23 protein-coding genes are annotated in these 25,653 nt (G+C 61.5%); 7 read left to right on the top strand and 16 right to left on the bottom strand.

Going from position 1 to position 25,653, the window contains the following annotated elements; translation table 11 throughout:
- Positions 1-123: 123 nt before the first annotated feature.
- The 9 genes from hflC to HBR94_RS07830 all read right to left on the bottom strand — a co-directional run bounded on the left by hflC (position 124) and on the right by HBR94_RS07830 (position 9,573).
- Positions 124-990, bottom strand: a complete 867-nt coding sequence (gene hflC / locus HBR94_RS07870) for a protease modulator HflC (RefSeq protein ID WP_017849753.1) — start codon at positions 988-990, stop codon at positions 124-126.
- Positions 990-2,168 carry an FtsH protease activity modulator HflK gene (hflK, locus tag HBR94_RS07865; protein ID WP_115127254.1) on the bottom strand — a complete coding sequence of 393 codons (1,179 nt, stop codon included), beginning with the start codon at positions 2,166-2,168 and terminating at the stop codon, positions 990-992. Before hflK ends, hflC begins: the two co-directional genes overlap by 1 nt.
- A gap of 96 nt (positions 2,169-2,264) precedes the next feature.
- Positions 2,265-3,566 carry a ribosome rescue GTPase HflX gene (gene hflX, locus HBR94_RS07860; RefSeq protein WP_029299582.1) on the bottom strand — a complete coding sequence of 434 codons (1,302 nt, stop codon included), beginning with the start codon at positions 3,564-3,566 and terminating at the stop codon, positions 2,265-2,267.
- A 12-nt stretch (positions 3,567-3,578) separates the two neighbouring features.
- Positions 3,579-3,839, bottom strand: a complete 261-nt coding sequence (gene hfq, locus HBR94_RS07855) for an RNA chaperone Hfq (protein WP_010221594.1) — start codon at positions 3,837-3,839, stop codon at positions 3,579-3,581.
- Between the two features lie 95 nt (positions 3,840-3,934).
- Positions 3,935-4,906, bottom strand: a complete 972-nt coding sequence (gene miaA / locus HBR94_RS07850; RefSeq protein WP_057958151.1) for a tRNA (adenosine(37)-N6)-dimethylallyltransferase MiaA — start codon at positions 4,904-4,906, stop codon at positions 3,935-3,937.
- Positions 4,906-6,804: a DNA mismatch repair endonuclease MutL gene (gene mutL / locus HBR94_RS07845; RefSeq protein ID WP_162947781.1), complete on the bottom strand. Its 1,899-nt coding sequence runs from the start codon at positions 6,802-6,804 to the stop codon at positions 4,906-4,908. The genes miaA and mutL overlap by 1 nt, the downstream gene beginning before the upstream one ends.
- Positions 6,805-6,818: 14 nt before the next feature.
- The gene (locus tag HBR94_RS07840) at positions 6,819-8,240 is read right to left on the bottom strand and encodes an N-acetylmuramoyl-L-alanine amidase (protein ID WP_115129351.1); all 1,422 of its coding nucleotides are present in this window, start codon (positions 8,238-8,240) and stop codon (positions 6,819-6,821) included.
- Positions 8,241-8,257: 17 nt separating this feature from the next.
- The gene (gene tsaE / locus HBR94_RS07835; RefSeq protein WP_057437400.1) at positions 8,258-8,725 is read right to left on the bottom strand and encodes a tRNA (adenosine(37)-N6)-threonylcarbamoyltransferase complex ATPase subunit type 1 TsaE; all 468 of its coding nucleotides are present in this window, start codon (positions 8,723-8,725) and stop codon (positions 8,258-8,260) included.
- Complete coding sequence (locus HBR94_RS07830) at positions 8,713-9,573, bottom strand: NAD(P)H-hydrate dehydratase (protein ID WP_057437392.1); 861 nt, start codon at positions 9,571-9,573, stop codon at positions 8,713-8,715. Before HBR94_RS07830 ends, tsaE begins: the two co-directional genes overlap by 13 nt.
- Positions 9,574-9,636: 63 nt before the next feature.
- Here HBR94_RS07830 and queG point away from each other — a divergent pair, with 63 nt between their 5' ends.
- Positions 9,637-10,716, top strand: a complete 1,080-nt coding sequence (gene queG / locus HBR94_RS07825) for a tRNA epoxyqueuosine(34) reductase QueG (RefSeq protein ID WP_057958149.1) — start codon at positions 9,637-9,639, stop codon at positions 10,714-10,716.
- Here the strand turns inward: queG and HBR94_RS07820 are convergent.
- Both HBR94_RS07820 and orn read right to left on the bottom strand, forming a co-directional pair.
- Entirely contained in the window at positions 10,698-11,312 is a 615-nt protein-coding gene (locus HBR94_RS07820) for a trimeric intracellular cation channel family protein (protein WP_169851492.1), read from the bottom strand. The genes queG and HBR94_RS07820 overlap by 19 nt on opposite strands.
- Before the next feature lie 282 nt (positions 11,313-11,594).
- Positions 11,595-12,137 (bottom strand): oligoribonuclease, encoded by a 543-nt coding sequence (gene orn, locus HBR94_RS07815; protein ID WP_003188046.1) that lies wholly within the window; start codon positions 12,135-12,137, stop codon positions 11,595-11,597.
- A gap of 106 nt (positions 12,138-12,243) precedes the next feature.
- On the opposite strand from orn, the gene rsgA reads away from it, so the two are divergent.
- Both rsgA and HBR94_RS07805 read left to right on the top strand, forming a co-directional pair.
- Positions 12,244-13,275, top strand: coding sequence for a small ribosomal subunit biogenesis GTPase RsgA (rsgA, locus tag HBR94_RS07810; protein WP_057437388.1), 1,032 nt, complete (start codon positions 12,244-12,246; stop codon positions 13,273-13,275).
- 268 nt (positions 13,276-13,543) lie between these two features.
- Positions 13,544-13,954 carry a type II toxin-antitoxin system PemK/MazF family toxin gene (locus HBR94_RS07805; RefSeq protein ID WP_234451175.1) on the top strand — a complete coding sequence of 137 codons (411 nt, stop codon included), beginning with the start codon at positions 13,544-13,546 and terminating at the stop codon, positions 13,952-13,954.
- A 53-nt stretch (positions 13,955-14,007) separates the two neighbouring features.
- Here the strand turns inward: HBR94_RS07805 and motB are convergent, their stop codons facing one another.
- Positions 14,008-15,030, bottom strand: a complete 1,023-nt coding sequence (gene motB, locus HBR94_RS07800; RefSeq protein ID WP_128593134.1) for a flagellar motor protein MotB — start codon at positions 15,028-15,030, stop codon at positions 14,008-14,010.
- Between the two features lie 3 nt (positions 15,031-15,033).
- Positions 15,034-15,885, bottom strand: coding sequence for a flagellar motor stator protein MotA (gene motA / locus HBR94_RS07795; RefSeq protein WP_120731393.1), 852 nt, complete (start codon positions 15,883-15,885; stop codon positions 15,034-15,036).
- 166 nt (positions 15,886-16,051) lie between these two features.
- Between motA and HBR94_RS07790 the strand changes: the two genes are divergently transcribed.
- The 3 genes from HBR94_RS07790 to asd are packed head-to-tail and all read left to right on the top strand — an operon-like array spanning position 16,052 to position 19,337.
- A complete protein-coding gene (locus HBR94_RS07790; RefSeq protein ID WP_120731391.1) occupies positions 16,052-17,587 on the top strand; it encodes an HDOD domain-containing protein in 1,536 nt (511 codons plus the stop codon).
- A 57-nt stretch (positions 17,588-17,644) separates the two neighbouring features.
- On the top strand, positions 17,645-18,460 hold the full coding sequence (gene rhdA / locus HBR94_RS07785) for a thiosulfate sulfurtransferase (protein ID WP_170044473.1): 816 nt from the start codon (positions 17,645-17,647) through the stop codon (positions 18,458-18,460).
- 16 nt (positions 18,461-18,476) lie between these two features.
- Positions 18,477-19,337 (top strand): archaetidylserine decarboxylase, encoded by an 861-nt coding sequence (gene asd, locus HBR94_RS07780; protein ID WP_057437374.1) that lies wholly within the window; start codon positions 18,477-18,479, stop codon positions 19,335-19,337.
- Between the two features lie 126 nt (positions 19,338-19,463).
- On the opposite strand, the gene serB is transcribed toward asd, so the two are convergent.
- Positions 19,464-20,675, bottom strand: a complete 1,212-nt coding sequence (gene serB / locus HBR94_RS07775) for a phosphoserine phosphatase SerB (protein ID WP_115127251.1) — start codon at positions 20,673-20,675, stop codon at positions 19,464-19,466.
- A 133-nt stretch (positions 20,676-20,808) separates the two neighbouring features.
- Here serB and HBR94_RS07770 point away from each other — a divergent pair, with 133 nt between their 5' ends.
- Positions 20,809-22,338 carry an AhpA/YtjB family protein gene (locus HBR94_RS07770; protein WP_057437372.1) on the top strand — a complete coding sequence of 510 codons (1,530 nt, stop codon included), beginning with the start codon at positions 20,809-20,811 and terminating at the stop codon, positions 22,336-22,338.
- A gap of 163 nt (positions 22,339-22,501) precedes the next feature.
- Here the strand turns inward: HBR94_RS07770 and HBR94_RS07765 are convergent, their stop codons facing one another.
- Complete coding sequence (locus tag HBR94_RS07765) at positions 22,502-23,209, bottom strand: ABC-type transport auxiliary lipoprotein family protein (protein WP_057444497.1); 708 nt, start codon at positions 23,207-23,209, stop codon at positions 22,502-22,504.
- Positions 23,210-23,385: 176 nt separating this feature from the next.
- Positions 23,386-25,650, bottom strand: coding sequence for a DNA topoisomerase IV subunit A (gene parC / locus HBR94_RS07760; RefSeq protein WP_057437367.1), 2,265 nt, complete (start codon positions 25,648-25,650; stop codon positions 23,386-23,388).
- Positions 25,651-25,653 lie beyond the last annotated feature (3 nt).

The following is a 25,653-nucleotide window of genomic DNA, read 5'->3' as shown; positions in this document are numbered from 1 at the left end:
AAACATGCAGACGCAAAAAAGCCGGGAATTTCCCGGCTGCCGCATCATACACCCGTTTTCCGAAAGGATCACCCCGCCGAGCGTTTTAGCCGCCCGACGGAGTGGAACCAGCCAGTCAGCGGGTTACTTGGACTTTTCCAGGTAGCGGAAGAAATCGCTACTTGGGTCCAGCACCATGACATCGGTTTTGTTCGCAAAGCTTTCACGGTAGGCACGCAGGCTACGGTAGAACGCGTAGAACTCCTGGTCCTGGCCATAAGCCTTGGCGTAGATCGACGCTGCTTGGGCATCACCATCACCACGAGCCTCTTCAGACTCACGATAGGCCTCTGCCAACAGTACGCGACGCTGACGGTCGGCATCCGCACGGATACCTTCAGCCAGTTCGTTACCCTTGGCACGGTGCTCACGCGCCTCACGCTCACGCTCGGTGCTCATACGCTCGAACACGCTGCGGTTCACTTCCTTGGGCAGGTCAATGGCCTTGACCCGAACATCGACCACTTCGATACCCAGCTCTTTTTCCGCCATGGTATTCAACGAACGGGTGATGTCAGCCATCAGCGCATCACGTTCACCGGATACCACCTCGTGCAGGGTGCGCTTACCAAACTGGTCACGCAGGCCCGATTCCAGACGACGGGACAAACGCTCGTCGGCAATCTGCTTGAGGCCGGAAGTCGCGGTGTAGAAGCGCTCGGCATCCTTGACGCGCCACTTGGCGTAGGCGTCAACCATCACGGCTTTCTTTTCCAGGGTCAGGAAACGCTGTGTCGGTGCATCCAGGGTCATCAGGCGGGCGTCAAACTTGCGCACCTGGTTGACGTAGGGGACTTTCACATGCAGGCCCGGCTGGACATCAGCCTGGACCACACGCCCGAATTGCAGCAACACCGCACGCTCGGTCTGAGCCACGATGTAGAAGCAGTTCCAGGCAGCGATGACCACGACGACGCCCACAATCAGGGCGGTCAGCGATTTATTGCTCATCAACGACTCTCCCGGGAACGTGTTTGCTGTTGCTGCAAGTCAGCGGCCGCACGGGCGCTCGCTTCGTTGGCAGCGGCAGTCGAACTGGCGGAAGACGAAGTACTGCCGGCGCTACGACCACCTTCGATCATCTTGTCCAGCGGCAGGTACAGCAGATTGTTCTGCCCACCTTTGTTGCCGGTCACGAGAACCTTGCTGGTGTTGGTGAAGACTTCCTGCATGGTGTCTAGGTACAGACGCTCGCGGGTGACTTCCGGTGCCTTGCGGTACTCGGCCACCAGCTTGGTGAAGCGGTCAGCCTCACCCTTGGCGCGGGACACGACTTCGTCGCGGTAACCGTTGGCATCTTCAAGGATGCGCTGGGCCTGACCACGGGCTTCCGGCACCACGCCGTTGGCGTAGGTTTCAGCCTGGTTGCGCGAACGCTGCTCGTCTTCACGGGCGCGGATCACGTCATCGAAGGCTTCCTGCACTTCACGCGGTGCCGCTGCGCTCTGTACGTTGACCTGGGTAACGGTGATACCGGTGCGATAGGTATCGAGGAACCGTTGCAGGCGCTCCTTGATCTCGCTGGCCATCAGTTCACGGCCTTCGGTCAGCACCTGGTCCATCGCAGTGGAACCCACTACGTGGCGCAGGGCGCTTTCGGTCGCGTGCTGCAAGCTGATTTCCGGCTGGTCGACGTTAAGCACGAAGTCCTGCAGGTTGCTGATCTTGTACTGCACGGTCAGCGGCACTTCGACGATGTTCTCGTCTTCGGTCAGCATCTGGCCCTGCTTGGTGTAGGCACGCTCACGCGTGACGTTCTCCATGTACTTCTTGTCGATCGGCGGGAAGTAGATATTCAGGCCGGGGCCGACAGTCTCGTAGTACTTGCCGAAGCGCAGCACCACGGCTTGCTCCTGCTCGTCCACCACATAGACCGCGCTGTACAGCCAGACAGCCGCCAGCGCCACGAGGCCCAGGCCAAGCAGGCCGTAGCCGCCGCCCTTGCCTGTGCGACCGCCGTCGTCACCACCACGTTTTTTTCCACCACCGAACAACCCATTCAGGCTTTCCTGCAGCTTTCGGAAGGCCTCGTCGAGATCTGGTGGCCCCTTGCGGTCGCCATTATTGCGGCGTTTACCACCCCAAGGATCCTGATTATTCGAGTTGCCACCCGGCTCATTCCAAGCCATAGCGCTCTCCATCTGATAAAGCAAAGACGCACCCACGGCGCGCCGACCAATGCTACAGAATGCCTGCCACAGCGGCACAACCGCTTTCTCAGGCTTTTATTGCAAAGTGTGTTGTTCGAGGAACTCCGTCGGTACAACGCCCTCACGACTCACCAGCCGATTGAGCTCCGAACGAGGCAAACGAACAGCCAGCAGGCTGACACCCTCTTCGTCGTGTTCTTCTTTCTGTACGGCACCCAGCTCAAAGAACTGAGCACGCAGTCGAGCAAAACGCTGAGGCAAGCGCAAGGTACCGACGAACAAATCGCCACCGAGCAACTCGGCAATCGCCTGCTCAAGCAATTCCAGACCGCTACCGTCCCGCGCCGACAGCCAGACCCGCTGGGGCCTGCCGTTTTCGTCGCGCTGGATTTGCGGCTCCACACCCTCAAGCAAATCGAGTTTGTTATAGACCTCGAGGATCGGCAAGTCCTGGGCGCCAATCTCACCCAGTACTACCATGACCTGCTCGATCTGCAACATCCGGTCAGGCTCGGCCGCATCAATGACGTGCAGCAGCAGGTCGGAGTTGCTCGACTCTTCGAGCGTAGACCGGAATGCCTCGACCAGCTTGTGCGGCAAGTGGCGGATGAAGCCCACAGTGTCGGCCAGCACAATCGGCCCCAGGTCGTCGAGTTCCAGACGGCGCAAGGTCGGGTCAAGGGTGGCGAACAGTTGGTCTGCCGCGTACACGTCCGATTTGGTCACGTTGTTGAACAGCGTGGATTTACCGGCGTTGGTGTAGCCCACCAGGGACACGGTAGGGATATCCGCACGGGTACGGCCGCGTCGCGATTGCTCGCGCTGGCTGCGCACCTTCTCCAGCCGGCCCTTGATCTGGCGCAGGCGCACCCGCAGCAGACGCCGGTCGGTTTCGAGCTGGGTTTCACCCGGTCCACGCATGCCGATACCGCCACCCTGACGCTCAAGGTGCGTCCAGCCGCGAACCAGGCGGGTGCTCATGTGGTCAAGCTGGGCCAGTTCGACCTGGAGCTTGCCTTCATGGGTACGGGCGCGTTGGGCGAAGATATCGAGAATCAGACCGGTACGGTCAATCACGCGACACTCGAAAACACGTTCGAGGTTACGTTCCTGACTGGGCGTGAGGATGTGATTGAAGATAACCAGATCGGCTTCTTCGGCATGGACCAGGTCGCGCAGTTCCTCGACCTTGCCGCTGCCAATCAGAAATTTGGCGGTTGGCCGATGACGCGGCACGTTAAAAAACGCGACGGTCTCGGCGCCGGCCGAATTTGCCAGCTCCTGAAACTCCTGCGGATCTTCGCGCGCCTCAGGGTCCTGTCCATCCAAGTGAACGAGGATTACTCGCTCACCACCACCATGGCGCTCAAAGAACAAAGGAGACTCCTATCAGGCGTTACCTGGCTCAGCGTCACCCTGTTCGGATTCGGTTGCGCTAGGCAGACGAATTGGACGAACCGGCACTACTGTCGAGATAGCGTGTTTGTAGACCATCTGGCTGACGGTGTTTTTCAGCAGGATCACGAACTGGTCGAAAGACTCGATCGTACCTTGCAGCTTGATGCCGTTGACCAGATAGATGGAAACCCCAACTTTCTCTTTACGTAAAGTATTCAAGTAAGGGTCTTGTAGCGAATGCCCTTTTGACATGTGCCGCACTCCTTTAAGGATCAATAATAAAAAATCGGAAAAATAGATAGCTTGTGACCGTCACACCCCCAAGGATAGACGGCAATTGCAAGGACTCAGCTCAATATGGAGACCGTTCCCAAGTATTTCAAGGCGCGTGACAGATTGTCGCAATCCAGACTGTCCAGCCAATGCAGGTCAGTCCAGCTGCGCAGCCAAGTGAACTGGCGTTTTGCCAATTGGCGCGTGGCAATAATGCCGCGCTCCTGCATTTCGGCTGACGTCAGCTTGCCATCCAGATGATCCCAGACTTGGCGGTAGCCTACAGCACGTATCGAAGGCAATCCCGGATGCAGATCACCTCTTGAACGCAGTGCTACGACCTCCTCCACGAACCCCTGTTCCAACATAATTGTGAATCTTTGTGCAATTCGTTCATGCAGCACCTGCCGATTCGCCGGAGCGATAGCCAGATTGGCGACAGTATAGGGCAATTGTCCCGGTCCAGAGGTGCCTGCGTCAGTACTTTGCGCAGATTGTCTGAGGCGATGGGCCGTCATTGTCTGGCCACTCACGCGCCAGACTTCCAGAGCCCGGCTCAGGCGCTGGGGGTCGTTGGGGTGAATGCGCGCGGCAGATACCGGGTCAATCGCCGCCAATTGCTCGTGCAGGGCCTGCCAACCAAGGCGCGCAGCCTCTTCTTCGATTTCGGCGCGCACCTGCGGATCGGCGGGCGGCATGTCGGCCAAACCTTCCTGCAGCGCCTTGTAATAGAGCATCGTGCCGCCCACCAGCAGCGGGATATTGCCCCGCGCGGTGATTTCAGCCATTGCCGCCAGGGCATCAGTACGAAAATCCGCCGCCGAGTAGCTTTGCGACGGATCAATAATGTCGATCAGTCGATGGGGATGGGCGGCCAACAGCTCCTTGGAGGGCTTGGCGGTACCAATGTCCATGTCCCGGTATACCAGGGCTGAATCGACACTGATCAGCTCACACGGCAAAACCTTGGTCAGCTCGATCGCAAGGTCTGTCTTGCCGGCGGCCGTCGGGCCCATCAGGAAGATGGCGGGAGGTAGAGAGCTCATCAGCGGCCGCGCAGGAATAGTTTGTCCAGATCATCCAGGCCCATTTGGGTCCAGGTCGGTCGGCCATGGTTGCACTGGCCACTGCGCTCGGTGTTTTCCATGTCCCGCAGCAGGCCGTTCATTTCCGGCAGGGCCAGGCGCCGGTTGGCGCGGATCGCGCCGTGGCAGGCCATGGTGCCGAGCAGTTCGTTGATATGCGCCTGGATCCGGTCACTGGTGCCGTATTCCATCAGGTCCGCCAGCACGTCGGCCACCAGCCGATTGGCCTCGGCCTGCTTGAGCAAGGCGGGAATCTGCCGGATGGCCAGGGTTTCCGGGCCCAGGCGCTGCAACTCAAAACCCAGTTTCTGGAACACCGCGTGGTGCTCCTCGGCGCAATCGGCTTCCCGCTGGCTCACCGCCAGGGACTCCGGCACCAGCAATGGCTGGCCGCTCAGGCCTTCACTGGCCATGGCGATCTTCAGGCGCTCGTACATGATCCGTTCGTGGGCCGCGTGCATGTCCACCAGCACCAGGCCGTGGGCGTTTTCCGCGAGGATATAGATGCCCTTGAGCTGGGCCAGGGCATAACCCAGGGGCGGGATATCACCGCCGCCTTCCGGCAGGGCCACTGCGCCCGGCTCGGCACCGGGCAGCGGCGCGAAGAATTCGCGATAGGCCGCCTGGGCCTCGGCCACCGGCACCGCCGATTGCGGACGCGGGGTGTATTGATACTGATAGCCCGCCCCCGCGCCGGAACCCGGCGCCGGGTAACTTGGCTGGGCTTGCGGCGATTGCAGCAGGTTGGCCGCCAGGCTCATTTCGCCCTGGGGCCCGAATTCACCGGCCTCCGGCCCTGTCGGGCGGACGACGGCGGTGACAATCGGCGCCGCCAGTTGATCGTCCGGGCGCACATCGCCCAAGGCGCGATGCAAGGTGCCATAGAGGAAGTCATGGACCATGCGCCCGTCACGGAAGCGCACCTCGTGCTTGGTCGGGTGCACGTTGACGTCGACCACCGCGGGGTCCACTTCAAAAAACAGTACAAAGGTTGGGTGCCTACCATTGAACAGCACGTCGCGATAGGCCTGGCGCACCGCATGGGCCACCAGCTTGTCGCGCACGGCACGGCCATTCACAAAGAAATACTGCAAGTCTGCCTGGCTGCGGGAGAACGTCGGCAGGCCGACCCAACCCCACAAATGCAGGCCGTTACGCTCGATCTCAATCGGCAGCGCCTGTTCCAGGAAGCCTGCGCCACAGATTGCCGACACGCGTCGGGCGCGGGCGGCATCGTCATTGGCCTCATGCAGGCTGAGGATGGTCTTGCCGTTGTGGCGCAGGTGGAAGGCCACATCAAAACGCGCCAGGGCCAGGCGCTTGATGACTTCTTGCAGGTGATCGAATTCGGTTTTTTCGGCCTTGAGGAATTTGCGCCGCGCCGGGGTATTGAAGAACAGGTCGCGCACTTCCACCGAGGTGCCCACTGGATGGGCTGCCGGCTGGACCCGAGGGGCCATGTCGCGGCCTTCGGTTTCTACCTGCCAGGCCTGTTCGGCGCCACGGGTGCGGGAAGTCAGGGTCAGGCGCGCCACGGAGCTGATTGACGCCAGCGCCTCACCACGAAAGCCCAGGCTCATTACCCGCTCAAGGTCTTCCAGGTCACGGATTTTGCTGGTGGCATGGCGTGCCAGTGCCAGCGGCAGGTCGTCCGAGGAAATCCCGCTACCGTCGTCGCGCACCCGCAGCAGCTTGACGCCGCCCTGCTCGACATCCACGTCGATGCGCTTGGCGCCGGAGTCGAGGCTGTTTTCCAGCAGTTCCTTGATCACCGAGGCCGGGCGCTCAACCACCTCGCCCGCAGCGATCTGGTTGGCCAGCCGCGGGCTGAGCAGTTCGATGCGCGAAGCGCTGTTCAATACCGATTCGCTCATTACTGTGCTGCCAATTCAGTGCCGGGGATGGTCAACACCTGGCCGACTTTCAGTTCATCGGTTTTCAGGTTGTTGGCGCTGCGCAAGGTGGCGGCCGAGACCTGGAAACGCACGGCCAGCATGGCCACGGTGTCGCCGGGCTGCACCCGATGGTCACGCGGGCCCTGGGCGATTTTCCCGGAGTCCCGCAGCCAGGCGATATAGGTGCCCGGCGGCGGGTTCTGCTGGAAGAACTGACGCACGCCGGAACTGATGGAGCGCGCCAGCGCCTGCTGGTGGCTGGCGCTGGCCAGCTTGTTGGCTTCGTTGGCGTTGGAGATAAAGCCGGTTTCGACCAGGATCGACGGGATATCCGGCGACTTGAGCACCATAAACCCGGCCTGCTCCACCCGCTGCTTGTGCAACGGGGTGACCCGGCCCATGTTGGTCAGGACTTTCTGCCCGACGTTCAGGCTGGAGGTCAGCGAGGCAGTCATCGACAGATCCAGCAATACACCCGCGAGCATGCGGTCCTTGTCATCCAGGGACACGTTGCCGGCACCGCCGATCAAGTCGGAACGGTTTTCGCTGTCGGCCAGCCAGCGTGCGGTCTCGGATGTGGCACCACGATCCGACAGGGCAAACACCGAGGCGCCAAAGGCGGCCTTCGACGGGGCGGCGTCGGCGTGGATCGACACGAACAGGTCGGCGCCCTTCTTGCGGGCGATTTCGGTACGCCCGCGCAGCGGGATGAAGTAGTCGCCGGTACGGGTCAATTCGGCGCGGTAGCCTTTCATCCCGTTGATCTGGCGCTGCAATTCGCGAGCGATGGCCAGGACCACGTCTTTTTCGTGCTGGCCACGGGAGCCCGAGGCGCCCGGGTCTTCACCGCCGTGGCCGGCGTCGATCACCACGATGACGTCACGTTTGCCGGCCGGGGCTGGCGGCAGCGGTGGCAACTTGACCTGGGGCTGCGCGGGGCTGACCGGCACGGCTGGCGTGGTGGCGACCGAAGGCGCAGGTGCCGGGGCTGGCGCCGCATCGGCAGGGTTATCGAACAGATCGACCACCAGGCGGTTGCCATACTGGGCGTTCGGCGCGAGGGAAAAACTCTTCGGCGTCACGACCTTTTTCAGGTCGATGACCACCCGCAGGTCGGTCGGCGTGCGCTGGGCCGAGCGCATCGCGGTAATCGGCGTGTTCGCAGTGGAGACCTTCAGGGGCGCGGCCAGGGTCGCACCATTGATGTCAATCACCAGGCGATCAGGCGCCGTCAGGGTAAAGACACTGTGCTGGACCGGGCCAGACAGGTCGAACACCAGTCGCGTGTTATCCGGAGCTCGCCACAGGCGCACACTTTTCACCTGTGAAGCAGCCAGAGCATTGACAGTCATTGCCGCAAGCAACACCCCCACGACAGCAACCAACGCGCGAAAGCGCATACCTAACCCACCCATTATTAGAATTTCAAAGCCAAAGCGGCACACCAGGACTCACTGCGCGCGCTCTGGGACAACAATTTCAACTGACGCCCATGGTTATGCGCAGTAATGGTAATGGTCAGGTCGGGCTTTGGCAAAAAGCCTGTGCCCTTGTCCGGCCACTCGATCAGGCACAAGGCGTCGCCATCGAAGTAATCGCGGATGCCCATGTACTCCAATTCCTCGGGATCCACCAGGCGATACAGGTCGAAATGGAACGCCCGCACCTCACCGATCTCGTAAGGTTCTACCAGGGTGAACGTCGGACTTTTCACTGCACCGCTATGCCCAAGCCCGCGAATGATGCCGCGCGACAGCGTGGTTTTGCCGGCGCCCAGATCACCTTGCAGAAAAATCAGGCCCACACCCCCGGTGATCTCGGCAATGCTCTTGCCGAGAGCCACCATGGCCTCTTCATCCGCTATAAACAGCGTTACTTCAGACACGGTGACTGCTCCTCCAACAACTGACGAATGGCGGGAATCAGGTCACTGGCCACCAGGCCGCGACCCAAGGTGCCCTGACGATCGCCGGCCGTGGCGTGCAACCACACTGCCAGGCTGGCGGCCTCGAACGCCGGCATGCCTTGGGCCAGCAGCGCGCCGGTCAAGCCGGCGAGCACATCCCCCAGGCCCGCCGATGCCATGGCCGGATGCCCCTGGTCACAGCGCGCCACCCGCCCATCCGGGCTGGCGATCAGGCTGCCCGCGCCCTTGAGCACCGTGACTGCATTGAATTTCTGGCTCAGCGCGCGCGCCACCTTAAGCCGGTCGGCCTGAACCTCGGCTGTCGAGATCCCCATCAGCCGCGCCGCCTCCCCTGGGTGCGGAGTGATCACGCAATCGGCCGGCAAGGTTACATGGCCTGCGGCCAGCAGGTTCAGCGCATCGGCATCCCAGACCTGGGGTTGCCGGGCATTGGCGGCCACCGACAGCAGGCTTTTGCCCCACGCCATGTCGCCCAGGCCAGGGCCGACAACCATCACCGAGACTTTTTCCAGCAAGCCCATCAACTGATTGGCCGAATGCACGCCGCGCACCATGACTTCCGGCAAGCGGGTCAAAGCGGCAGGGACATGTTCACTGCGGGTCGCCAGGGACACTAGGCCAGCACCGCTGCGCAAGGCGCTTTCGGCACTCAGTAGCGCGGCACCACCAAAACCATGGTCGCCACCAATCACCAGGACGTGGCCAAACTGCCCCTTGTGGGCCTCTGGGGAACGCGCAGCCAGTTGCGGCAATTGGCCGGGCAACAGGGGCTGCACGTCGGTTATTTCGTGTTTTGTCTGCGGCATGCGTCTTCAAGCTCCGATGTCTGGCAGAATTATACGCATCTAACCTGCGGTTTCTCTCGTCTCATGCCTGCTATTACCACCGATCTGCCCGCCCTCGCCCAATCGATCAAAGACTGGGGTCGCGAGCTGGGCTTTCAACAAGTCGGCATCAGCGGCCTGGACCTGGCCGAGCATGAACAGCACCTGCAGCGCTGGCTCGACGCGGGCTACCACGGCGAGATGGACTACATGGGCGCCCATGGCAGCAAACGCTCGCACCCGGACGAACTAGTACCAGGCACCTTGCGTGTGGTGTCCCTGCGCATGGATTACCTGCCCGGCGATACGCAAATGGCGCAACTGCTGGCCCAACCCGAAAAAGCCTATATCTCCCGCTACGCCCTGGGCCGCGACTACCACAAGCTGATCCGCAAGCGCGTGCAGCAACTGGCCGACCGCATCCAGGCACAGATCGGACCGTTTGGTTTTCGCGCCTTCGTCGACAGCGCCCCAGTGCTGGAAAAAGCCATCGCCGAACAAGCCGGCCTGGGCTGGATCGGCAAAAACACCCTGGTCCTCAACCGCAAGGCCGGTAGCTACTTCTTCCTCAGCGAACTGTTCGTCGACCTGCCACTGCCCGTAGACCCGCCCCACAGCACCGAACACTGCGGCCGCTGCACCGCCTGCCTGGACATCTGCCCCACCAATGCCTTCGTCGGACCCTATGTGCTGGACGCCCGGCGCTGCATTTCCTACTTGACCATCGAGCTCAAGAGCGCAATCCCCGAGGATCTGCGGCCACTGATTGGCAACCGCGTGTTCGGCTGCGATGACTGTCAGATCGTTTGCCCGTGGAATCGTTTCGCCCGACCTTCAGGAGAAAGCGATTTCAAGCCGCGCCACAACCTGGATAACGCCGAACTGGCCGAGTTATTTATGTGGGATGAGGATAAATTCCTCAGCAGCACCGAAGGCTCGCCGCTACGCCGCGCCGGTTATGAGCGTTGGCTGCGTAACCTGGCCGTGGGCCTGGGCAACGCGCCTTCCAGCATTCCGGTGCTGGAAGCCTTGAAGGCGCGCCGGGACTACCCCTCCGAACTGGTCCGCGAACATGTCGAATGGGCGCTGAACCAGCACGCGACGCGTCAATGTTCGTCGTTGTAGACGAACTTGGGCATTTCCCAGTGAAAGCGGATGGCCAGCAGTCGCAGTAGAAAACCGCTGAACAGGGTGAGCAGAATCGCTTGCTCGCTGGGCAGTTCGAGGTAGATGCACAGCATGTAGCACCAGGCGGCGAGGAACGACACGCTGGCATACAACTCGCGGCGGAAGATCAACGGAATATCGTTACAGAAAATATCCCGCAGGATCCCGCCGAAGACTCCGGTGATCACCCCGCTGACCGAGGCCACCAGCATGCCGTGCCCCATTTCCAGGGCCGTCATGCAGCCGATCAGGGTGAAAGCCACCAGACCTACGGCGTCCAGCGCCAAAAACAGTGAGCGCAAGTGGCGCATCAGCGGGGCGATAAAGATCGTCACCAATGCCGCTACCGAGGTCAGCACCAGGTATTCCGGGTGTTTGACCCAGGTCAGCGGGTAATGGCCGAGCAACACATCGCGCACCGAACCGCCACCCAGCGCCGTCACGCAGGCGATCAACACCACGCCAAACCAGTCCATGCCACGACGGCCGGCGGACAAGGCGCCGGTCATGGCTTCGGCGGTGATGGCGATGAGGTAGAGCATCAGCAGCATGATGGCGATCCTTGCAAAGAGGCGCGCAGTCTAATCATTTGGCGAGGGCACCAAAAGGGGGCGCTCGGCGAAAGACCGAGCATGCCCACACGTGGAATGCGATCAAATGTGTGGCTTGCCTGCGATAGCGGTAGGTCAGTCGATACATCCTTACTTGTCCCACCGCCATCGCGGGCAAGCCCGCTCCCACAGGGGATCTGGGCAGGGCACAGAACTTTGCACACACCACACAGCAACTGTGGGAGCGGGCTTGCCCGCGATGGCGCCAGCCCTGGCGCCACGAACTCAAGCCTTGATGAAATGCTTGCGGTAATGCTGCAACTCGGCAATCGACTCGCGGATATCATCCAGGGCCAGGTGGGTGCTGCCCTTATGGAAGCTGTCCTTGACCTCTGGCGCCCAACGCGCGGCCAGTTCTTTCAAGGTCGACACATCGAGGTTGCGGTAGTGGAAGTAGCTTTCCAGCCCCTTCATATGGGTATAAAGGAAGCGGCGGTCCTGGCAGATGCTGTTGCCACAGATCGGCGACTTGCCCTTGGGCACCCACTTTTCCAGGAAGGCAATCGTCTGGGCCTCAGCCTCGGCCATGCTGATGCGGCTGTCGCGCACGCGCTGGGTAAGGCCCGAGTTACCGTGGGTGCGGGTGTTCCACTCGTCCATGGTGGCCAGCACCGCGTCGCTGTGGTGGATGGCGATCACCGGACCTTCGGCCAAGGTGTTGAGGTTGCTGTCGGTGACAATGGTCGCCATCTCGATGATGACGTCGGTGTCAGGGTTCAGACCGGTCATTTCCAGATCGATCCAAATCAGGTTCTGTGGGTTTTGCATGTCGTGGTTCCTTGGCACCTTGGCGTAGCTGCGCAGTTTAGCAGGCGGGGCGTGCTAGACTCGCGACCGTTTTATCCAACCTTTGCATTATCGACACGGAACACCAATGGCCAAACGCCAGCTCAACCGTCGCCAAAACTGGCGCATCGAAAAAATCCAGGGTGAACGCGCTGCCCGCGCCGCCAAACGTGAATCTTCCGCCGTGGAAGCGCTGGAGGGTGGCGACCTGGGCCCCGAACAAACGGGCCTGGTGATCGCGCACTTTGGGGTGCAGGTCGAAGTCGAGGCCCTGGAAGGCGAACTGGCCGGCGAAGTGTTCCGCTGCCACCTGCGCGCCAACCTGCCGGCCCTGGTAACCGGCGACAAAGTGGTGTGGCGTGCCGGCAACCAAGGCATCGGGGTGATCGTCGCGCAACTGCCGCGCAGCACCGAACTGCGCCGCCCGGACAGCCGTGGCCAACTCAAGCCGGTGGCGGCCAACGTCGACATGATTGTCATCGTCTTCGCCCCGCTGCCCGAGCCACACGCCAACCTGATCGACCGCTACCTGGTGGCGGCCGAGCACGCCGGCATCCGCCCGCTGTTGCTGCTGAACAAATTCGACCTGATCGACGACCAGAACGCCCCGGCGCTGAATGCGTTGCTTGCGGTGTATCGGCAGTTGGGCTACCCGGTGCTGGAAGTCTCGGCACACCATGGCAACGGCATGGAACAGCTGCAACAGCAGTTGGACGGGCGCATCAGCGTGTTCGTCGGCCAGTCGGGCGTGGGTAAGTCGTCGCTGGTCAACAGCCTGCTACCGGAAGTCGAGACCCGCGTCGGCCCGCTGTCGGAGCTGTCCGGCCAGGGTACGCACACCACCACCACCGCACGCCTGTTCCACTTCCCGGGCGGTGGCGAGCTGATCGACTCCCCCGGCATCCGTGAATTCGGCCTGGGCCACGTCAGCCGCGCAGATGTAGAAGCGGGTTTCATCGAGTTCAACGACTTGATCGGCACGTGCCGCTTCCGCGACTGCAAGCACGACCGCGAGCCGGGTTGTGCGTTGCTCAAGGCCCTGGAAGACGGGCGCGTGCAGCAACAACGCATGAACAGCTATCGCTCGATCATCGCGAGTTTGCCGGAAAGCAGTTACTGAGTGGCCATGCCTCGATACACTTTAAGTGCAGCCTGCAACCCCCTACTCCATTGATTTAATAGGGGCCGGCATCAAGAATTCAGGACAACTGGGTAGCTCGTTGACACAAGCCAGCTTGAATTCGGAATTCCTGATGCCCATAATCACTCCGTTACCGGCGAAAGTCGGCAGGAGTCTGGATCCTTCCCGGAGTTGATCCAGCGGCGCAGAAGGGGCGAAGCAAGCTCCACTGCGTGTCGAATGAAGCCGCCTTCGGGCGGCTTTGCTTTTGCGCGACATTCGATTGACTCTCTACTATCACCCCAAACAAGGCGATGTTCTTCTCTGCGATTTCACACGAGGCTTTGTCGCCCCTGAAATGCTGAAGATCCGTAAAGTCGTGGTGATATCCCTTACCTCCAGCCACAATCGCAGGCTGTGCACTGTAGTCCCGATCTCCTCTACTGCCCCCGAAGTCCAGCATGCCTGGCACCACCTGTTACACATCAACCCCCTTCAGTCCGATGGCTACAAAGAGCTGTGGGTGAAGTGCGACATGATCTATACCGTGAGTTTCGAGCGCCTCGACAAGCTGCATAGAAAGACCCGCTCCAAAGGTCGGGAGTACTTCGTACCGCGGCTGAATACCGATGATATGCAAGGCGTGATCAGTGGCGTCAAAGCCTACCTCCCACTTTGAGCACAAGTAAAAACGCCCCGACTGATCGGGGCGCTTTCATTTAGACGGTACGCCTACGAGCCTGGCGCAGGCACCGTAGGAGCCTTTACCCCGCCCTCATCAAACAGATTCAGCTTCTGCCGCAACTCATGGGCCGGCAACGGCTGCTGCTCGGGTGGCAGGGCATTCGGGTCTACCGGCACTTCACCCGGTGCGCCCTCGCCCTGGGTCGGTACCGGCGCAGGGGCACCCTGCTCGCCTTCGATGGCACGCTGGGCCTTTTTGGTCAGCACCACAATATCAATGCGCCGGTTGATCGGGTTGAACGGGTCCTGGACATCAAACAGCTGGGATGAAGCAAAGCCCACGACGCGCGCCACCTGGGTATCCGGATAGCTGCCGGCCACCAGCACGCGGCGGGCGGCGTTGGCACGGTTAGCCGACAACTCCCAGTTACCGAAATCGCCCAGGCCCGAATACGGCTTGGCATCGGTGTGGCCGCTGACGCTGATCTTGTTCGGCACCGCCTTGATGGTGTCGGCCATGGCCAGCAGGATGTCTTCGAAGTAAGACTTCAGGCGCGCACTGCCAGAGTCGAACATCGGTCGATTGGCCGCATCCATGATCTGGATACGCAGGCCGTCCTGGGTGATATCGAAGTGGATCTGATCCTTGAATTTTTGCAGTTGCGGGTTTTCATCGACCTTGTTCTGCAACTCTTGCAGTAACAACTCCAGGCGTTCCTGCTCGACCTGTTCGGCCATGCTCTCGACGGTCTGGCGTTCGATCGGGATATTTTCCTGGGGCGCTTCGGTTTGCACCTCCGGGTTGATGGTGCGCTCAGGGGCCAATTCGGGCGAGCCGCCCAAGTCGATCACAAACGGCGTGCCGCTCTCGGAAAACCCAATGGGGTCCTTGAAGTAACCGGCGATGGCGATCTTCTGTTCCGGCGTCGCGGTGGACATCAGCCACAACACCAAAAAGAACGCCATCATCGCCGTCGCAAAGTCAGCGAAGGCAATTTTCCAGGCACCACCGTGGTGCCCGGCAGCGAAGCGCTTGACGCGCTTGATGATAATCGGCTGGTTGTTTTCCATGGCTTAGCGACCGCGAACTGCTTGTTCCAGCTCGGCAAAGCTTGGACGGTGCTTCGGATACAGCACCTTGCGCCCGAACTCCACCGCCAGGGATGGCGGCATGCCGGAAGCCGAAGCCACCAGGGACGCCTTGATCGCTTCGTAGATATTCAGCTCTTCCTTGGCGTCGTGGGCCAGGGAGGTGGCCAGCGGGCCAAAGAAGCCATAGGCCGCGAGAATACCGAAGAAGGTCCCCACCAGCGCCGCGCCGACGTGCATACCGATGGCCGCCTGGTCGCCTTCGCCCAGGGACGCCATGGTCACCACGATCCCCAGTACTGCCGCGACAATACCGAAACCGGGCATGCCGTCGGCGATACCGGTCACGGCGTGGGATGGGTGCTCGAGTTCTTCCTTGAGACTGAACAGCTCCATGTCGAACAGGCCTTCCAGCTCGTGGGGGGCCATGTTGCCGGAGGACATGATGCGCAGGTAGTCGCAGACATAGGCGGTCATGCGGTCATCCTTGAGCACGGCCGGGTACTTGGCGAAGATCGGGCTCGCTGCGGCGTCCTCGATATCCGCCTCGATGGCCATCATGCCTTCGCGGCGGCTCTTGTTAAGGATCTCGTAGACCAGGCCCAGTACTTCCAGATAGAACGTGTGGGAAAAGCGCGAGCTGAACATGCCCAGCGACTTTTTGATCACGTGCATGGTCATGTAGCTAGGGTTGGCCTGCAGGAAAGCGCCAAACGCCGCACCGCCGATGATCAGCACTTCGAAGGGCTGGATCAGCGCAGCAATTTTACCGTGGGACAGAACGTATCCGCCGAGCACGCTTGCGATGACGACGATGATGCCGATAATTTTAGCCATAGGGGATGAGTACTTGCGCCGTCGGGTTCATGGACATATTCGGAAGATCTAAAAACTCTTCTTCTACTTATCGGCAAAACTGCGCCAGACTATAGCCCGTTAAGGCGAAAAGCCAGTTCGGCCCACTCCGGGCGTGTTGACCGCAAGTGATGATCGCGCCCCAATCATGGCAAACGAAACGACAGTCCCAACTACAAAACCCAACTCTCTGGCTGGCTGGATCAAGCGTCTGGACGAGGTTCTCCTGCCCGTCCCGCAGGCGAGCCACATTGCCGTGTGCAAGGCCATCGGCGACAGTCGCCGTTCGTTGCGAGATATTGCAGAGCTGATGCAAGACAGCCCGGCACTGGTCCTGAGCGTCATGCGTGAAGCCAACAACCAGGCCCACGGCAGCCTGGCAGAGCCCGCAGAAAACCTTGAAGTGGCGATCAACCGCCTCGGCCTCAAGCGCACCGAAGAACTGCTCGCGCGCCTGCCGTCAGTGCCGCTCAATGAAATCCCCGTGGCCCTGCGCCAATTGCAGCTGATCAGCCAGCATGCCTCGCAGCAAGCCAGCGGCCTGTTTGCCAGCCGCCTGGCGCGCCTGTGGCAGGATATTCATTGGGGCAGCCTGCTGTTTCTTTCACCGCTGTGGCCGATGGCCGTTGCCTACCCCAAGCTCCTGGAGGAATGGGAGCTGCGGGTGATCCACAAGGGTCAATCGGCACGCAAGGTCGAACAGGAATTGTTTGGCGTGCCCCTGCTGGCACTGTGCCTGGAGCTGACCGAGGCCTGGCGCCTGCCGATCTGGGTGTCCCAGGGCTACCAACTGCTGCTCAAGGAACAACGCTTACTGGTCAAGGCCCTGCACATCGCCCGCGATGAAGTGCCGTTGAGCCAGCAGCAAAAACTCGATGCCGACCCGGCGCTGCGGCGCTGGCTGAACCAGCCGGCCAATACCGTGCTGCTGGCCAATGGCATGGCACTGGCGGCCCAGGAATCCTGGGCCTGCCCCCATACCCAGCGCTGGCAGTACCTCACCGCGTTGTACCTGCAACAACCATTGGCCGACGTGCAGCAACAGGTGCACCAACAGGCGGTCATCAGCGCGCGCCATACCCTGACCGCCGGTCTCTGGCATCCGGCACTGGCGTTGATCTGGCCGTGGCATGTGCAACGAGTGCATCGCGGCCTGCTGCCCGCACCGCCGCCGACCGCCGAAGCCCTGGCGGTGTGGCGCAAGCGTTGTACTGAGCTGCTGGTGGAGCCCAGCCGCTTCGCCAATGCGATGCACTTGACCACCTGCGCCAAGGAGGCCCTGGTTGCCAGTGGCATGCAGCGCGTGATGTTGCTGATGGCCGACAAGGCCTTGGCCACTTTGCGCGTGCATCAGGTCGATGGCCTGCCCAAGGACGCTGCCAACCTGAGCCTTGAGTCCGCACAAAGCACGCTGCTGCAACGCTTGCTGGAGAAGCCTGCGCAAGTGCGCCTCAACCCGGAAAATCACGCACAATTCGCGGTGCTGCTGCCTGCTTCATTGCGGCGCCTGTTCGTCGGCGAGCATTTGCTGCTGCGCTCCCTGAGCTGTAACGGCCGGGTGGTGATGCTGATGATTGCCGACCAGGGGGGCGGGCCGTTCTCCGAAACCACCGTGCAGGCCTTCGGCAAAACCGCCCAATGCATCGAGAAAGCCCTGCACTGCTTTACCAACCGCACCGCTTGATGCTTGCGTTACAATCGCCCTCTTTTATCACCCAACCTAGCGCCCGGGAGACCTCACATGCCTGACTTTTCTGGCTTGCCGCTGGTGATCGAACCCAGCGACCTGCTTAGTCGCCTCGCCGCCGAGCCGTTGATTCTGGTGGACCTCACCAGCGCCGCCCGTTATGCCCAGGGGCATATCCCCGGCGCGCACTTTGTCGATCCCAAGCGCACCCAGTTGGGCCAGCCACCGGCCCCAGGGCTGCTGCCGGCCAAGGCCGACCTGGAGAAACTGTTCGGCGAACTGGGCCACACCCCGGATGCCACCTACGTGGTGTATGACGACGAAGGCGGCGGCTGGGCCGGGCGGTTTATCTGGTTGCTCGACGTGATCGGCCACAAGAAATATCACTACCTTGATGGCGGCCTACTGGCATGGCTGGATGAACAGCACCCCGTGTCCACCGAGGTCACCGCAGCCGTCGGCGGCCCGGTCAGCCTGACCCTGCACGACGAGCCCACGGCCACCCGCGAATACCTGCAAAGCCGCCTCGGCGCTGCCGACCTGGGCATCTGGGATGCCCGTGGCCCGCTGGAATACAGCGGCGAAAAAGTCCTCGCGGCCAAGGGCGGGCATATTCCCGGCGCAGTCAACTTCGAATGGACGGCGGGCATGGACAAGGCACGCAACCTGCGGATCCGCCGCGACATGCCGCAGATCCTCGAAGGCCTGGGCCTGACCAAAGACAAAGAAATCATTACCCACTGCCAGACTCACCACCGTTCTGGCTTCACCTACCTGGTGGCCAAGGCGCTCGGTTATCCGCGAGTCAAAGGTTATGCCGGTTCCTGGGGCGAATGGGGCAACCACCCCGACACCCCCGTTGAGATTTAAGGTTTAAGGACAGTTCATGAAAAAGCGTTTGTTTATCCTCAGCCAGTACCTGCTGCCCCACCACCTGCTGTCGCGCCTGGCCGGCTGCATTGCCGAATGCCGTGTGCGCTGGTTTAAAAATGCCTTCACCACCTGGTTCGCCAAGCGCTACCAGGTGGATATGTCCCAGGCGCTGGTAGAAGACGTGACCGCTTACGAGCACTTCAACGCCTTCTTCACCCGTGCCCTGAAAGACGGCGCCCGCCCCCTGGACCCAACCCCAGGCGCGGTGCTGAGCCCGGCAGACGGCGCGGTCAGCCAGCTCGGCCCGATCGAGCACGGCCGCGTGTTCCAGGCCAAGGGCCACAGTTTCAGCGTGCTGGAACTGCTCGGTGGCGACGCCGCCGTTGCCGCACCGTTCATGGGCGGCGACTTTGCCACCATTTACCTGTCGCCGAAGGACTACCACCGCGTGCACATGCCACTGGCCGGCACCCTGCGGGAAATGGTCTACGTGCCTGGGCGGATTTTCTCGGTCAACCAGACCACGGCCGAAAACGTGCCGGAGTTGTTTGCGCGTAACGAGCGTGTGGTTTGCCTGTTCGACACCGAACGCGGCCCGATGGCCGTGGTATTGGTGGGCGCGATGATTGTCGCGTCGATTGAAACCGTATGGGCCGGCCTGGTAACGCCGCCCAAGCGCGAGCTGAAAACCGTGCGCTACGACGAAGCCGCCCGTGCGCCGATCCACCTGGAAAAAGGTGCGGAACTGGGGCGTTTCAAGCTGGGTTCGACCGCTATCGTGCTGTTTGGGCCGGATCAGGTGAAATGGGCTGAAGAACTGGTGGCGGGAACGCCGGTGCAGATGGGCCAGGGTATCGCGCTGCCAAAAGCCTGATCCGAATACAGCGAAAATCAAATGTGGGAGCGGGCTTGCTCGCGAAAGCGGTGTGACACCTTAGTTGACTGACACACCGCCTTCGCGAGCAAGCCCGCTCCCACATTTTTGACCGCGTTCCTGTCGTTATTGACCGTCGCGGTCACGCAGCCCCAACAGATACAACACACCATCCAGCCCCAAGGTCGAAATCGCCTGCTTGGCCGATTGCTTGACCAGCGGCTTGGCCCGGAAGGCCACGCCCAACCCCGCAATAGCCAGCATCGGCAGGTCGTTGGCGCCGTCGCCGACCGCAATGGTCTGCTCCAGACGCAAACCTTCCTTGTGTGCCAGCTCCTTGAGCAAGTCAGCCTTGCGTTGCGCATCGACAATCGGTTCGACCGCCACGCCCGTCACCTTGCCATCCACCACTTCCAGCTCGTTGGCGAACACGTAGTCGATGCCCAGCTTGGCCTGCAATTGCTTGGCGAAGTAGGTAAAGCCGCCCGAGAGGATCGCGGTCTTGTAGCCCAGGCGCTTGAGTTCGGCGAACAGGGTTTCGGCACCTTCGGTCAAGCGCAGGGAGGCGCCGATGGAATCGAGGACGCTGACGTCCAGGCCCTTGAGCAATGCCAGGCGCTCCTTGAAGCTGGCGCGAAAATCCAGCTCGCCGGCCATGGCGCGCTCGGTGATCGCCGAGACTTGCTCGCCCACACCTGCGGCCTTGGCCAACTCGTCGATAACTTCGGCTTCGATCAGAGTCGAGTCCATGTCGAACACCGCCAGGCGCCGGTTACGACGGAACAGCGAATCTTCCTGGAAGGCGATATCCACGTTCAGTTCCTGGGCCACGCTGAGGAACTCGGCGCGCAAGGCTTGCGGGTCAGCCGGCTCACCGCGCACGGAGAACTCGATGCAGCCCTTGCCCTGGTCCGCCGGGGTGTCCAGGGGCATGCGACCCGACAGACGGTCGATATGGTCGATATTCAAGCCATATTGCGCAGTGATCGAGCTGACCCGCTGCAATTGTTCAGCGGTGACCTTGCGCGTCAGCAGGGTGACGATGTGGCGTTTCTTGCCTTGGCCGGCCACCCAGTGCTGGTAATCCGCTTCGGATACCGGGGTGAAACGCACCTGCTGGTCCAGCTTATAGGCGGTAAACAGGATGTCCTTGAGCACAGACGACGCCTGTTCGGTATCTGGAATCTCCACCAGGATGCCGAACGACAGGGTGTCGTGGATCACGGCCTGGCCGATGTCGAGAATGGTCACGCCACCCTGGGCCAGAACACCGGTAATGGCTGCGGTAAGACCCGGACGGTCAACACCGGTGATGTTAATCAGGACAATTTCGCGCAAAGCGCACCCCCGAGCTGGAAAAAAACCGCATTCTACCCACTTTCAGTGACCATCGGGCACAGCCAGCGCTTTGCCGGTCTTGGGCCTGTCGCTATACTGCGCGTCAACTTCACGGACCAAGAGCCGAGCGCAAGTGAACCGGCCCACGCCAGTAAAAACCGATAACTTCTTCCTGCTGATCTTCCGGGCACTGCGCCACCGCCGTGTACCGATCGCATTACGCATCGCCAGCCATAACGTGATCCTGGTCGCCCTGGCCCTGGTGATCTACGCCTGCGTGATGGGTTTGCAGTTCAAACAGGCCATGCACGAGCAAGCCGACGCCCTGGGCGAGAGCTTGACGACCCAGACCGCCACCTCGGCGACCGAGCTGTTGGTGTCCAACGACATCCTCAGCCTCAACGTGCTGCTCAACAACCTGACCAAGAACCCGCTGGTGGCCCACGCGGCCATCTACAGCGTGGACAACCGGATCATGGCCGAAGCCGGGCAACGCCCGAAAAACGGCCTGCTGGGTGAGGCCGAAGGCCTGTACCAGAGCAATATCACGTTTCAGGATGTGAAAGCCGGCCAATTGCGCATCAGCCTGGACATGCAACAGTTCCAGCAGCCGATGACCATCAGCCTGCAAAGCATGGGCATCCTCAGCGCGATCCTGCTGGCCTTGGCCCTGGCCTTGAGCCTGCGCCTGGGCCGGCATATCTCCACGCCGCTGATGCAATTGCGCATCTGGCTGCGCGATATCGACGAACACACCCCGGCCACCGACCGCCAGGATGAGATCGGCGACCTTGCCCGCCAGTTGCACACCAGCTTTGCCCCGGAGCCGGTCATACCTGAAGCCAAGCCCGAGCCGGAGTTCGACGACACCGACTATGACGACGAACCCGAGTTCGAAGTGCGCAACCTGCGCGATCCGAGCTTCGACGAGTCGACGCCGATGGCTGGCCTCAAGCCGGCACCGCGTACGGCCATCAAGGCCGAAGAAGACAGCCTGGACGATGACGATCCGTTTGCCGACCTGCGTGACGAGTCGGCGCCAAGCCCGGTGGTCGCGCCTCGGCCTGCGAGCAGCCAGCCCCAGCACAGCGCGGTATTGGCCGTGCAACTGGGCGCCCAGGAGCAATTGCGCCGCCTGCCACGGGCACGCCTGACCGAGTTGCTGGAACGCTACCGCGACTGTCTGGACCAGGCGGCCTCGCTGTACCAGAGCGAACTGCACACCCTGAACGACGGCAGCACGTTGATGCTGTTTCACAGCGAAGACAGCGGCGAAGACTACCTGACCAATGCCATCTGCTGCGGTGAACTGCTGCGCGCCCTGGGTCATGCCTTGCAGATCGAAGTCGCCGACAGCGGCATCACCCTGCAACTGCAACTGGGCCTGACATTGGGCGATGATCTGTATGGCATGAGCCAGATTGATCTGCTGCTGACCGAAAACGCCCAGGACGCCCTGGCCTTGTCGCAACACAGCCGCAACCTGCTGCTGGTGGAGCGCAAGATCAGCGACGACGCCTTGATCCGCCAACGCGCACGTATCCGCCCGATTGCCAGCCCTGAAGGCGCGTGCTGTGTAGAGCGCCTGATGGAGCCTTACCCGTCGATGCTGGAACGTCAGTTGGCACGGATGCATGAGACCCGCAACAAGCCAGCAATGTGACACAGGCTTGTGTGGGAGCGGGCTTGCCCGCGATAGCGCTGGATCAGTCATCAGGTGTCGACTGACACTGCGCTATCGCGGGCAAGCCCGCTCCCACATTGGATCTGCGCCAAACAAAAAGGCCCGCTTACTCAGCGGGCCTTTTATTTGGCTGCGATTCAGGTCAGAACCTGAACACTTCCATATCCGTACGAATCGGCGATGCCATCGGGATCTTGGGCTTTTCCGGGGCTGCCGGCTTGGCCGGCGCCGGGGCCTGCTTGCGCGGGGCCTCGGCAATCGGTGGCTGGTTGGCCAATGGCTTGAGGGCAACCGACAACTGCTCAGCCAAACGCTGCAACAACACGCCCTGGGCCTGGACCTGGGAAGCGGTGCTACCGGCATGCTGCTCCTGCAGATGCACGATGCGGTTGTCCCGCACCTGGCCACGGCGGTCGATCAGGCGCCATTGCGCGTCAAGGATGGCCGGCTGCGAAGCCCCGGAGTCCAGACGCGTAATGGTCAGCAACACCTGCACATCCGGCGTGAAGCTGGTGGGCGCCGGCGACAGCACCACACGCTGGCTGTCCAGATGGCCGGCCACCTGGCGCAGCATCAACTGGTTGATATCCGAAGACAGGCTACCGGCCCAACGGCCGTCGATGGAGCCTTGCAGGCTGCCATCGTCCTGGCGTTGCAGCAGGGTTTCACGTTGCAGGTAATCGGCAACCACGACCGGCCCGAGCAAGACCGCCATGCCAGCACTTTGCGCAGGCTGCGCCGGATTTCCGCTATCCAGCTGGTACAGCGACACCGGTTGGTGCGTAGTGCAACCCGCCAACCCCAAAAGGCCAGCGAGCATCAAAAATAAAGGAAGGCGTGGAGCAGTCATCATCCCATCCAGGTGGCTGCCACAAGGCAAACCACAATGTAATACTAAAAATAACCTATACGCGCTCAGCCACGCCGGCGCTGGAAAGGCCATATCATCCGTGAATATGCGCCATGACTCCAGCGCGAAAGCGCCGATCTACGCGTTAAATCGTAGATCGGGCGCTCTATATCGCTTTAAGCAGGTGTTTCTACCAGCAAAGCATCCACCCGCTGGAAGCCACGGGGCAATTTGTTCCCGCGGCGTCCACGTTCACCCTTGTAATGCTCAAGGTCATCAGGGCGCAGGGACAGCGTACGTTTACCGGCCTGCAGCACCAGGGTAGAGCCTTCCGGGATCACCGCGATGTCGGTCACGTACTCTTCGCGACTGGCCACCCGCTCCCCTGGGATACCAATGATCTTGTTGCCCTTGCCCTTGCCCAACTGCGGCAGGTCGCTGATCTTGAACACCAGCAAACGCCCCTCGGTGGTCACCGAGGCCAGCCAATTGCCTTCACGGTCCTCGACCGGACGCGGCAGGATCACCTTGGCGTTGTTCGGCAGGCTCAACAGCGCCTTGCCCGCCTTGTTCTTGGCCTGCAAATCCTCGCCCTTGACCACGAAACCGTAGCCGGCGTCAGAGGCGATGACGTACAGCGAGTCATCATCGGGCAGCAATACACACTCAAAACTTGCCCCTGGCGGCGGCGCCAGGCGGCCGGTCAACGGCTCACCCTGGCCCCGTGCAGATGGCAGGGTATGGGCCGGCACCGAATAACTGCGCCCGGTGGAGTCGATAAACACCGCGAACTGGTTGGAACGCCCGGCTGCGGCGGTCTTGAACCCATCGCCGGCTTTGTACGACAAGCCAGTGGCATCAATATCATGCCCCTTGGCGGAACGAACCCAACCCTTTTCCGACAGAACGACGGTAATTTTCTCGTTGGGCAACAGCTCGGTTTCGGTCAGGGCCTTGGCTTCGGCACGCTCGACAATCGGCGAGCGGCGGTCGTCGCCATAGGTTTCGGCATCTTTGATCAATTCGCTGCGCACCAACTTCTTGAGCTTGGCTTCGCTGCCCAGCAGGGCTTGCAGCTTGGCTTGTTCCTTGAGCAACGCGTCCTGTTCGTCGCGCAGCTTCATCTCTTCCAGGCGCGCCAACTGACGCAGGCGGGTGTCGAGGATGTAGTCCGCCTGGATCTCACTCAGCTCGAAACGCGCGATCAGCTCGGCTTTCGGGTGCTCGGCGGTGCGGATGATGTGGATCACTTCATCCAGGTTGAGATAGGCGATCAGCAAGCCGTCCAACAGGTGCAGGCGACGCTCGACCTTGTCCAGGCGGAACTGCAGGCGGCGGCGCACGGTATTGACCCGGAACTCCAGCCACTCCACCAGCAGGTTGCGCAGGTTTTTCAGCTGCGGCTTGCCGTCCAGGCCAATGATGTTGACGTTGACCCGGTAGCTGGACTCCAGCTCGGTGCTGGCAAACAGATGCTGCATCAGCACTTCGTGATCGACCCGGCTATTGGTCGGGATGATCACGATGCGGCAAGGGTTCTCGTGGTCGGACTCGTCACGCAGGTCCGCCACTTGCGGCAGCTTCGACGGTTTGGCCTGCATCAGCGCGGCAATCTGTTCCAGCACCTTGGCGCCGGAGACCTGGTGCGGCAAGGCGGTGACGATGATGTCGCCATCTTCGATGTGGTACACCGCACGCATGCGCACCGAGCCCTTGCCGGTCTCGTACATTTTCAGCAGGTCGGCACGCGGCGTGATGATTTCCGCTTCGGTCGGGTAATCCGGGCCCTGGATATGCTCACACAGTTGCTCAACCGTGGCCTTGGGCTCATCGAGCAGGCGCACGCAGGCAGTGGCGACTTCACGCAGGTTGTGCGGTGGCACATCAGTGGCCATGCCCACGGCAATGCCGGTGGTGCCGTTGAGCAGGATATTGGGCAGGCGCGCCGGCAATACCAATGGCTCGTCGAGGGTGCCGTCGAAGTTCGGGCCCCAGTCTGCCGTGCCCTGGCCCAGCTCGCTGAGCAGCACTTCGGAGTAACGCGACAGCCGCGCCTCGGTATAACGCATGGCGGCGAACGACTTGGGATCATCCGGCGCACCCCAGTTGCCCTGGCCATCGACCAGGGTGTAGCGGTAGCTGAACGGCTGGGCCATCAGCACCATGGCTTCGTAGCACGCCGAGTCGCCGTGGGGGTGGAACTTGCCGAGCACGTCACCGACGGTACGCGCCGACTTCTTGTGCTTGGAGTCCGCGTCCAGGCCCAACTCACTCATGGCGTAGATAATGCGCCGCTGTACCGGTTTCAGGCCGTCACCGATATGCGGCAAGGCACGGTCCATGATCACGTACATGGAGTAGTTGAGGTAGGCATTTTCGGTGAAGTCAGCCAGCGACCGGCGTTCTACGCCGTCTAAGCTGTCTGCAAGGATGTCACTCATGCG

This window comes from Pseudomonas sp. WS 5412, assembly GCF_012985615.1.
Taxonomy (GTDB): domain Bacteria; phylum Pseudomonadota; class Gammaproteobacteria; order Pseudomonadales; family Pseudomonadaceae; genus Aquipseudomonas; species Aquipseudomonas shahriarae.
The sequence above is the reverse complement of the archived record's forward strand: the minus strand, read 5'-3'. Positions and strand labels throughout refer to the sequence as shown.

Bases quoted from the DNA above. Each gene is read 5' to 3' on its own strand.
- hflC (WP_017849753.1), bottom strand. From the start codon at position 990: ATGAGCAATAAATCGCTGACCGCCCTGATTGTGGGCGTCGTCGTGGTC.
- hflK (WP_115127254.1), bottom strand. From the start codon at position 2,168: ATGGCTTGGAATGAGCCGGGTGGCAACTCGAATAATCAGGATCCTTGG.
- hfq (WP_010221594.1), bottom strand. From the start codon at position 3,839: ATGTCAAAAGGGCATTCGCTACAAGACCCTTACTTGAATACTTTACGT.
- miaA (WP_057958151.1), bottom strand. From the start codon at position 4,906: ATGAGCTCTCTACCTCCCGCCATCTTCCTGATGGGCCCGACGGCCGCC.
- HBR94_RS07840 (WP_115129351.1), bottom strand. From the start codon at position 8,240: ATGCGCTTTCGCGCGTTGGTTGCTGTCGTGGGGGTGTTGCTTGCGGCA.
- HBR94_RS07830 (WP_057437392.1), bottom strand. From the start codon at position 9,573: ATGCCGCAGACAAAACACGAAATAACCGACGTGCAGCCCCTGTTGCCC.
- queG (WP_057958149.1), top strand. From the start codon at position 9,637: ATGCCTGCTATTACCACCGATCTGCCCGCCCTCGCCCAATCGATCAAA.
- orn (WP_003188046.1), bottom strand. From the start codon at position 12,137: ATGCAAAACCCACAGAACCTGATTTGGATCGATCTGGAAATGACCGGT.
- rsgA (WP_057437388.1), top strand. From the start codon at position 12,244: ATGGCCAAACGCCAGCTCAACCGTCGCCAAAACTGGCGCATCGAAAAA.
- motB (WP_128593134.1), bottom strand. From the start codon at position 15,030: ATGGAAAACAACCAGCCGATTATCATCAAGCGCGTCAAGCGCTTCGCT.
- motA (WP_120731393.1), bottom strand. From the start codon at position 15,885: ATGGCTAAAATTATCGGCATCATCGTCGTCATCGCAAGCGTGCTCGGC.
- HBR94_RS07790 (WP_120731391.1), top strand. From the start codon at position 16,052: ATGGCAAACGAAACGACAGTCCCAACTACAAAACCCAACTCTCTGGCT.
- rhdA (WP_170044473.1), top strand. From the start codon at position 17,645: ATGCCTGACTTTTCTGGCTTGCCGCTGGTGATCGAACCCAGCGACCTG.
- asd (WP_057437374.1), top strand. From the start codon at position 18,477: ATGAAAAAGCGTTTGTTTATCCTCAGCCAGTACCTGCTGCCCCACCAC.
- HBR94_RS07765 (WP_057444497.1), bottom strand. From the start codon at position 23,209: ATGACTGCTCCACGCCTTCCTTTATTTTTGATGCTCGCTGGCCTTTTG.
- parC (WP_057437367.1), bottom strand. From the start codon at position 25,650: ATGAGTGACATCCTTGCAGACAGCTTAGACGGCGTAGAACGCCGGTCG.